Below are 7513 nucleotides of genomic sequence, written 5' to 3'. Positions count from 1 at the left end.
TCCTTCCTCAGGGAGGGACTGCCAAAGGAGATTTAATGGTTTTTCTGCGTTTTTGGGACTTCTCAGATTACTGCAAAAGTCGAGATGTCACTCTCATCTAATCTTGTGGTCGAATAGATATGGGAACGGGCGAGCGGTGAAGAAGATATAATCCGCCACTCGCCCGCTCGCCGATTTAGGAGAGCGGAAGTTTGATGCTTTTTCCCGTGTCAGCGGAGATAAGCCCTGCTTCCAGTATCTCCTGAGCGTTCCGACTCACCTCCATGCTACACATACCCTCCGGCTTTTCGCCCGTCTCGAGACAACGTATCAGATATTCAGGGCCGTTTCTCTTGCCTTCCGGGAGCGGTTCGGGCGTTATCTCCTCGATATCCCTGCCCGGCCTGAGCAACAGTACTTTATCTCCCAGGATTCCCAAGGCCCCTTCGGTGCCATAGCAGATCGGATTGGGCGTGATGTATTTGGTCGGCTGTGTCCAGCAGGCCTCCGCGACGCCGAAAGCCCTGTCGTATTTCATCAGTATAATGGCGTTGTCGTCCGGCAGAGGGTAATCCTTTATCAACACCGCCCTGAACCCCGTCACCTCTTTGGGCAAACCGAAGAGGTAGGCGTTCATGTCGGCCGAATAGCAGCAGTAATCCATTAAAGCTCCGGCGCCATTCTTCTCCTCATCGTAAAGCCATCTCCAGAAATATTCCGAGCATCCGATCTCCTTAGGGCCGTTATGTGCCGAGCGAAATTTGAAATAGAAAGGAGTGCCTATATCCCCCGATTTTATCATGTCCATCATCCTGTTGAGGGCCGGGCTCCAGGCGGTCGGCCAGTTTATCATGAGGATCGTTCCCGCCTCCTTAGCCGCTTTGACCATCCTGTTGGCCTGTTCCAGCCTTGCTGACATAGGCTTTTCGGATATGACGTGGATCCCCTTCGCCGCTGCCGCTTCGACTATATCGGCTGCGATGCTGTTCTCGCTTGCAGCTTGGATGATATCCAGCTCCTCCTTCTCTATCATCTCCTGCCACGAGTTATATAACCTCCGAACGCCGAACTCCTCCTTAACCCTCTGAAGCAGAGGCGGGTTGACGTCGCCTGCGGCGACGATCTCCACATCGGGTATCGCCTTCCACTTTCTCAGCTCGCCCCATACGTGATCGTGGACGAGCGCTGCAACTCCGAGTTTATATTTAGCCATGTCACCCTCCAAATTTAAATAGGCGTAGCCGATAACGTATCTTATCAGATGTCAGAAGGATAGGTCAAGGGGCCGATAGGGGAATTGAATTTATCCGTCAAGGATGTTAGAATCCTCCAAAACCAGTGATAATAAGGGGGAAGGATGAGTTATGAGATCGGAATTAAGGCTATGAAACTCGAGCTGGCGGAGAGACTGGCACATACGGAGTATTGCAGCAATTACGCCCTTGTCAGGGCGGTCACCGGCCTTGACCCACGCACCGATGGGGAAGCCTGGAGGAAATTCAACGACGCATGGCAGATAGATATGCTGTGGGTGACCAATGACAGCCCGGTGGGATGGGGCAGTTATCTCTGCACCATTATAAGGCTTGGGCGAAGACCTCCATTGAGGTCTTTATCTGTCACGACGATATGGTCTGGTCGGAAGGCCCCTTCATGCATCCGGACTTCTACCGAAGGGCCATCTTCCCAAGGTATAAAAAGCTCTGGCGAATGCTGCATGAGGCGGGTAAAATCGTGCTGTATTGCTCGGATGGCACTTGGACGCAGTTCGTGGACGATATAGCCTCTGCTGGCGCAGATGGATTCATATTCGAGCCCACCACATCGCTAGACTACATAGTCGAAAAATACGGCAAGACACATGTGATCATAGGTAGTAAGGTGGACTGTCGGACTCTGACCTTTGGGACAAGGGAAAAAATCAGAAAGGAGATAGACGAAACACTCAGGATAGCTAAGGGCTGTCCTGGCTTTATGTTCGCCGTTGGAAATCATATTCCCAGCAACGTCCCCGTCGAGAACGCCCTCTTCTATTTCGATCATCTGAGCCGGAACTGGTGGAGATAACGCTGATCGATTGACAGGGGATTCGAGCAGAGGATATAATAGGAGCGATGAAATCCACCTAAAGGAGCACTTCAATGGAGAAATTCAGGGTTGGGATAATCGGAACGGGAAGGAGAAAGAAACGGGGCGATGCGACGGGATTTGCCATGGCCTATTCACATGCCGTCGCCTATAAGGCGCTGGATGATTGCGAGATAGTCGCCGCCGCCGATATAGTCCGTGAGAACGTCGAGGTCTTCGCCGAGACCTTCGACGTCCCGAACATCTACCTCGATTACAGCGAGATGCTTGGCAAAGAGAAGCTTGATATAGTCAGCATCTGCACCTGGCCTCACCTTCACGAGAGGATGGTGATAGACTGCGCTATGGCAGGCGTTAAGGCCATACATTGCGAAAAACCGATGGCCGATACCTGGAGCGGCGCTCAAAGAATGGCACGGATGTGTGAGGAAAGAGGTGTGCAACTCACATTCAATCATCAACGCCGGTTCGGTAAACCGTTCAGGATGGCGCGCGAGCTCCTTAAATCCGGAGAGATCGGGGATCTGGTGAGGCTCGAAGGAGCATGTGGCAATATATACGATTATGGCACGCACTACGTAGATATGTTCAGCTTCTATAACGATGAGACCCCGGCCGAGTGGGTTATGGGCGGCATAGATTACTCCAGTGGTAGGCTGGTCTTCGGCGCACCCGTGGAGGATCACGGGATATTCATATGGAAGTACCGCAACGGGGTGTTCGCCATAATGGGTACCGGGGCTGCTGCTGAAGCCATAGGCGCTCACAACAGATTGATCGGCACGGAAGGCATCATAGAGGTCGGTGCACCGGATGGATCGAACCTTAGGATCAGACGCGGGGGATCCACCGAGTGGGAGGTGATTGACACCCAGGGTGAGGGACTTCACGGGCCAGGATATATCGAGCGGGCAATAGCCGATGTGGTGGATGCCCTGAAGAGTGGTCGCGAGCCGGAGCTCAGTGCTCGTAAGGCGCTTATCGCTACCGAGATTATCTTCGCCGCCTATGAGTCGAGCCGAAGAAGGGCGAAGATCAACCTGCCCCTGGATATAGAGGACAACCCGCTGAAATCCTTGATCGAGTCGGAATAAAGCCGAAAGACCTAATGACCACGAATGACCGTTGATCCACGGATGGCGAACAGCTAGCTTCAGGCAGATGCCACACTCAAAAAAAAAACGGTCAGAGGCGAAATAAAGGGATGTTGAACAGGCGGAGGAGGTTCCTCCACAACATTATACTTCCCTTCCTTGCCATCAGCATCATCATGGCGTTAGCCTTCATCATCTCCCTCCTAACCGGTAGGCTGAACAGGCACGCCGAGCTTCCCATAAACACCGTGAGGGATGCGCTCGGTGAAAAGGTGAAGCGTAATAGCAGTGTGAAGGAGATCGTGTTGGCCGGTCATGGAAGGATCGTATATGAGGTCAGCGGTCATGGCGAACAGGTGTTACTGATCCACTGTTGGTCCGGCTCGAAGGAATATTGGAAGTATGTCTTGAGAGATCTCTCGGATCAGTTCAAACTCTATGCTCTTGATTTAAAGGGATTCGAGGATTCGGATAAGCCTCCGGGTGGATATAGGATATCTGACTACTCAGATATGATCCTGAAATTCTGCAGGGCGGTTGGGATCAATCGGGCGGATGTGGTAGGACATTCACTTGGTGGAGCCATAGCGATCAAATTCGCCGCCGAGCATCCTGAGATGGTGAGGAAGCTGGTTCTGGTCTCCACGCCGCCGAACGGGCTACCGCTCAGCTTGAGGATAATAGGCTACCCTGTGATAGGTGGAATATGGTACAGAATGGTCAGGGCGATAGGTGGATTTGCCCTCAGGGGATCGAGGGCGGGGAAAGTGTGGCTCAAACCCACCGTTCGATCGGCTACGAGAAGCATAAGATGGTTCGCGAGATTCAAAGCGACCGAGAATCTGAAGAGAGTCAGATCTCCGATTTTGCTTGTCTTCGGGTTGAAGGATAGAATCGTACCTCCGGAATCCGTGAGGTTTTTCCTGAAGGCGAAATCCGGACTGAACGTGGCCATAATACCCGATTCGAGGCACTCCCCGATGTGCGAGAATCCCGATGCCTTTAACGCTGCCCTGCTCAACTTTCTTCAGCAGCCCTCTTTTTAAGCTCATCTGTATTTCACCATGCGAACATCGGTGAACTTTCCCGGTTCGGTATGCACGGTTACCTCATCCATAAGCGATCTGACGATGGCCAGTCCTAAGCCACGCGGCTCTTCATTCGAAGCATCCATGTAACCCTCAAGTACGCTTAGGTTCTGGAAATCGGATAGTGAAAGCATAGCACCACGATAGTCTCTTATAATTATCTCTATCTTATCCTCGTTGAGGATGCAGATCAGAGTTATTTCATTCCTGGCAGATCGTCCGTGTTCGATGGCGTTGTTACAGACCTCATCCGTTACTAATTCTATATCCTCGACCACCTCCTTCGGGAATCCAAGTCTTCTGGCTACGTCGGAGACAAAGGATCTGACAGGCTTAACATATATGAGTTTGCCAGGTATGGTTAAAACTATTTTGTCTCTCATATGAGCTTATCATCCTCCCCTGATCTTCATCACTATAAAGGTATAGTCGTCGAAAAGCGGAGAATCTCCGGCGAATTTCTCTATATCCGTCCTGATCGCCCGTCTGATATCGGAAACCGGCCTATGCGCGTTTTGTCTCAATACCTCCATCAACCTCTCCAAACTATACATCTCGTCCTCCTCGTTTCTGATATCCTCCAGGCCATCGGTATACATAAGCACAACATCTCCGGACGAAAGATCCAGCTTGATCTGACCGGGGGATATCTCCCCCCAGATCCCTATCGCTATGTCTCCCACATCTACCTCCGCGCACTCCCCGGTTTTCGACTTGAAGAGGATAGGCCTGGGATGGCCGGCGTTTGCGAGGGTGAGCAGTTGTCTTTCGTCATCCCAGACAGCGTAGATCATCGTGACGAACATCTCCTCCTCTAACACCAGCGATTCGTTAAGCTCATACAGAACCTCGGATGGTTCCCTCCCGGCGATCGCTATTCTGTGCAACAACGTCCTTATCATCACCGTCACCAGAGCGGCCGGGATGCCTTTGCCCGAGACATCCGCTATTGCAATTCCGACGCTATTTTCATCGATCGGAATGAAGTCGTAGTAATCCCCGCCGACCTCCCTCGCCGTATCGGAGTAGGCCGCCACGCTGAGATGCCTCATCTGTGGGAGGGCTTTGGGCAATAACCCCCTCTGTATACGCCGTGCCATCTCCAAATCTCTCTCCATGATCATCCTGTTGAGCGTTTCCTGGTGCAGCATGACGTTGTTTATAGCCATGGCGGCCTGGCTTGCAATGGCGCTGAGAAGGTTTACATCACCTTGGGAGAATCTCATCCCCTTTTTCCTGTTTATAACTGCTATGACACCCAGGGTCTGATCGGCCAGATAGATCGGGACGGCGGCTAAAGTCCTTATAAGCGAGTGTTGTCGAAGCAGGGGATGGGAACAAGCATCCTCGATCAGAATCGGTTTCTTGCTCAGCGCCACCTCCCCTATGATACCCTCGCCCGGCCTTATCCTCTGTGATCGAAGTTTTCGCTCGATAAACCTACGGCTTGCCCTTGGTGATATAGGCTCGTCCGTCAGCGGAGGGAACAATCCGACTGACGCCTTCGCCGCCAGCAGATTATTCTCCATCAGGAATATCACCCCGGCTGAGGCATCGACCGCTTGGGAGGCGTTTCTCACGACCACATCCAATATACCTCTTAGATCAAGGCTTTCGCTCGCCACCTCACCTATCTCCCCCAGCAATCTGGAGATCGCCTCCCTCTCTGCTGAGAGATCGGCGTTGATTTTAACCAATTTCTCCCATTCCGCCTTGAAAGCCAGATGATTGAAAGATAGAAAGCCTACTCCGGCCAACGCTATTGTCGACAGTTCCATCGAATAGCTGAAGATCCCGAAGGCATGAGCAAGGGCGTATAGGAAGCAAGAGAGGATCAACCTCGCCCTGACGTAATATCGCCTATGAGAGGGCAATCCAATCGCCAGACCACCCATAGTCAGGAAGGGCAGCAGATGGATACCTATCCTCCTCTGCTGCTCGGTCAACTCACCCAAGTGGGGCTCGAAGGTGGGAAGCATGATAAGGGCGGGTATAAAGATGATATAGGATATGGCCGTGAATTTATGATACCATCTCCCAGGATAAAACCTCTGGATCAGCACGTAGCTTAACACCCCCGCGGAGATGGAATGCATGATCTGCTGAAACCACCTATGACCGTCCATGATATAGGCCATGGAAGAGATAAGGAGTGCGAGAAAAGCTGTCAGGATGAGTTTCCAATAGCTGTCATCGCTTCTCCTCCAGAAGAATCCGCACTCAACACATATCGCCAAGCTGGTTGAGAAGATAACAAGGGATATAAACCTGAGATGCAGCTCCAAGGGATTTACTACCTCCTAATCATACACCCGCCATAGACAGGGGGACGGTTCTCCGTCCCCTAGAACGGATCATCGGTTTTTCATAAGCCCCCAGATTATGGGGAGTTTACCTCTGGCTTCTACCACAGCGCCTGAGAGATCCGTCACGATCATATTGTCGAACTTCGCGGTTTCGGCGTTCGGATCCCCGGCATTGCCGGACTGTCTGAAGCCGATCCTGCCTTTGGCGAAGGTTTTACTGTCGTCCGTCCATTCACTGGCGAGCTGGTCGTTTATGTAGATGGTGAACTTGAATCCCTCGGCGATCAGCTTGACCTTGCACCAATCGCCCTCTTTGATATCCTTGGGGATCTTGCTGGCATTCGTGACATCCGGGATCTTATCCGGGGTTATAACCCAGGAGCCGTTCTGACGCAGATGCCATCTGATGTGATACGGCGTCCACTGTCCGGCAACCGGCATATTGAGCATGTAGGCGTTGTCCCTATCCTGAGCCCTGAAGGCGATCCCACCGCACACCTTAACCGGCATGTAGTCGAGCATCAGGATGAAATCGCCGAACTCCTGTTTGGTCAAAGCCAGGAACTCTCCTCCTGTCACCGTCAGGACGCCGTCAGCTTGTTGCCAGGCCTTCTGTTCGAATACCTCCCACTTGCTCGTGTCCACCTTGTTCGAGTCGAAGTTGTCCTCGAACAACACCTTCGCCTGAAGCGGCGAAAGGAAAGCGAAGACGAGCAGAAGGATCATCCACACGGTCGCTTTCATCTTCTCCTCCTCGGTGAATTTGAAGTGACTTTCAATATTATGGGATAGAACCGAGGGAATGTCAAGTTCCGTGTCAAGTCAAATGATAATGCTGATCTACCCCCAGTTTTATCACCCCCTTTCAATAGCTCAGAGGAGATAAGAAGAACCTGGAGGTATTATATCGGAAATACTGGAAGCTGACCTACAAAATAGCCTCGCTCATATTATCGCT

General features: G+C 51.9%; 7 protein-coding genes. 3 read left to right on the top strand and 4 right to left on the bottom strand.

Annotation, left to right across the window (positions count from 1 at the left end):
* Positions 1-175: 175 nt before the first annotated feature.
* Entirely contained in the window at positions 176-1192 is a 1017-nt protein-coding gene (locus J7M22_19240; protein ID MCD6508741.1) for a Gfo/Idh/MocA family oxidoreductase, read from the bottom strand.
* 341 nt (positions 1193-1533) lie between these two features.
* Here J7M22_19240 and J7M22_19235 point away from each other — a divergent pair, with 341 nt between their 5' ends.
* The 3 genes from J7M22_19235 (at position 1534) to J7M22_19225 (ending at position 4207) form a co-directional block, all read left to right on the top strand.
* Complete coding sequence (locus tag J7M22_19235) at positions 1534-2046, top strand: hypothetical protein (GenBank protein ID MCD6508740.1); 513 nt, start codon at positions 1534-1536, stop codon at positions 2044-2046.
* Between the two features lie 74 nt (positions 2047-2120).
* On the top strand, positions 2121-3161 hold the full coding sequence (locus J7M22_19230; protein ID MCD6508739.1) for a Gfo/Idh/MocA family oxidoreductase: 1041 nt from the start codon (positions 2121-2123) through the stop codon (positions 3159-3161).
* A 110-nt stretch (positions 3162-3271) separates the two neighbouring features.
* Complete coding sequence (locus J7M22_19225; GenBank protein MCD6508738.1) at positions 3272-4207, top strand: alpha/beta hydrolase; 936 nt, start codon at positions 3272-3274, stop codon at positions 4205-4207.
* A gap of 2 nt (positions 4208-4209) precedes the next feature.
* Here J7M22_19225 and J7M22_19220 read toward each other — a convergent pair whose 3' ends face one another.
* From J7M22_19220 to J7M22_19210, 3 genes are all read right to left on the bottom strand, one after another.
* Positions 4210-4632: an ATP-binding protein gene (locus tag J7M22_19220; protein MCD6508737.1), complete on the bottom strand. Its 423-nt coding sequence runs from the start codon at positions 4630-4632 to the stop codon at positions 4210-4212.
* Positions 4633-4641: 9 nt separating this feature from the next.
* Positions 4642-6534, bottom strand: a complete 1893-nt coding sequence (locus tag J7M22_19215) for a SpoIIE family protein phosphatase (protein MCD6508736.1) — start codon at positions 6532-6534, stop codon at positions 4642-4644.
* A 69-nt stretch (positions 6535-6603) separates the two neighbouring features.
* On the bottom strand, positions 6604-7299 hold the full coding sequence (locus tag J7M22_19210) for a DUF1080 domain-containing protein (protein ID MCD6508735.1): 696 nt from the start codon (positions 7297-7299) through the stop codon (positions 6604-6606).
* Positions 7300-7513 lie beyond the last annotated feature (214 nt).

The organism is Candidatus Poribacteria bacterium (assembly GCA_021162805.1).
In the GTDB taxonomy this organism is placed as follows: domain Bacteria; phylum Poribacteria; class WGA-4E; order B28-G17; family B28-G17; genus JAGGXZ01.
Note: the sequence above shows the minus strand (reverse complement) of the source record. Positions and strands in the feature narration are given on the sequence as shown.

Bases quoted from the DNA above. Each gene is read 5' to 3' on its own strand.
- J7M22_19240 (MCD6508741.1), bottom strand. From the start codon at position 1,192: ATGGCTAAATATAAACTCGGAGTTGCAGCGCTCGTCCACGATCACGTA.
- J7M22_19235 (MCD6508740.1), top strand. From the start codon at position 1,534: ATGGGGCAGTTATCTCTGCACCATTATAAGGCTTGGGCGAAGACCTCC.
- J7M22_19230 (MCD6508739.1), top strand. From the start codon at position 2,121: ATGGAGAAATTCAGGGTTGGGATAATCGGAACGGGAAGGAGAAAGAAA.
- J7M22_19225 (MCD6508738.1), top strand. From the start codon at position 3,272: ATGTTGAACAGGCGGAGGAGGTTCCTCCACAACATTATACTTCCCTTC.
- J7M22_19220 (MCD6508737.1), bottom strand. From the start codon at position 4,632: ATGAGAGACAAAATAGTTTTAACCATACCTGGCAAACTCATATATGTT.
- J7M22_19210 (MCD6508735.1), bottom strand. From the start codon at position 7,299: ATGAAAGCGACCGTGTGGATGATCCTTCTGCTCGTCTTCGCTTTCCTT.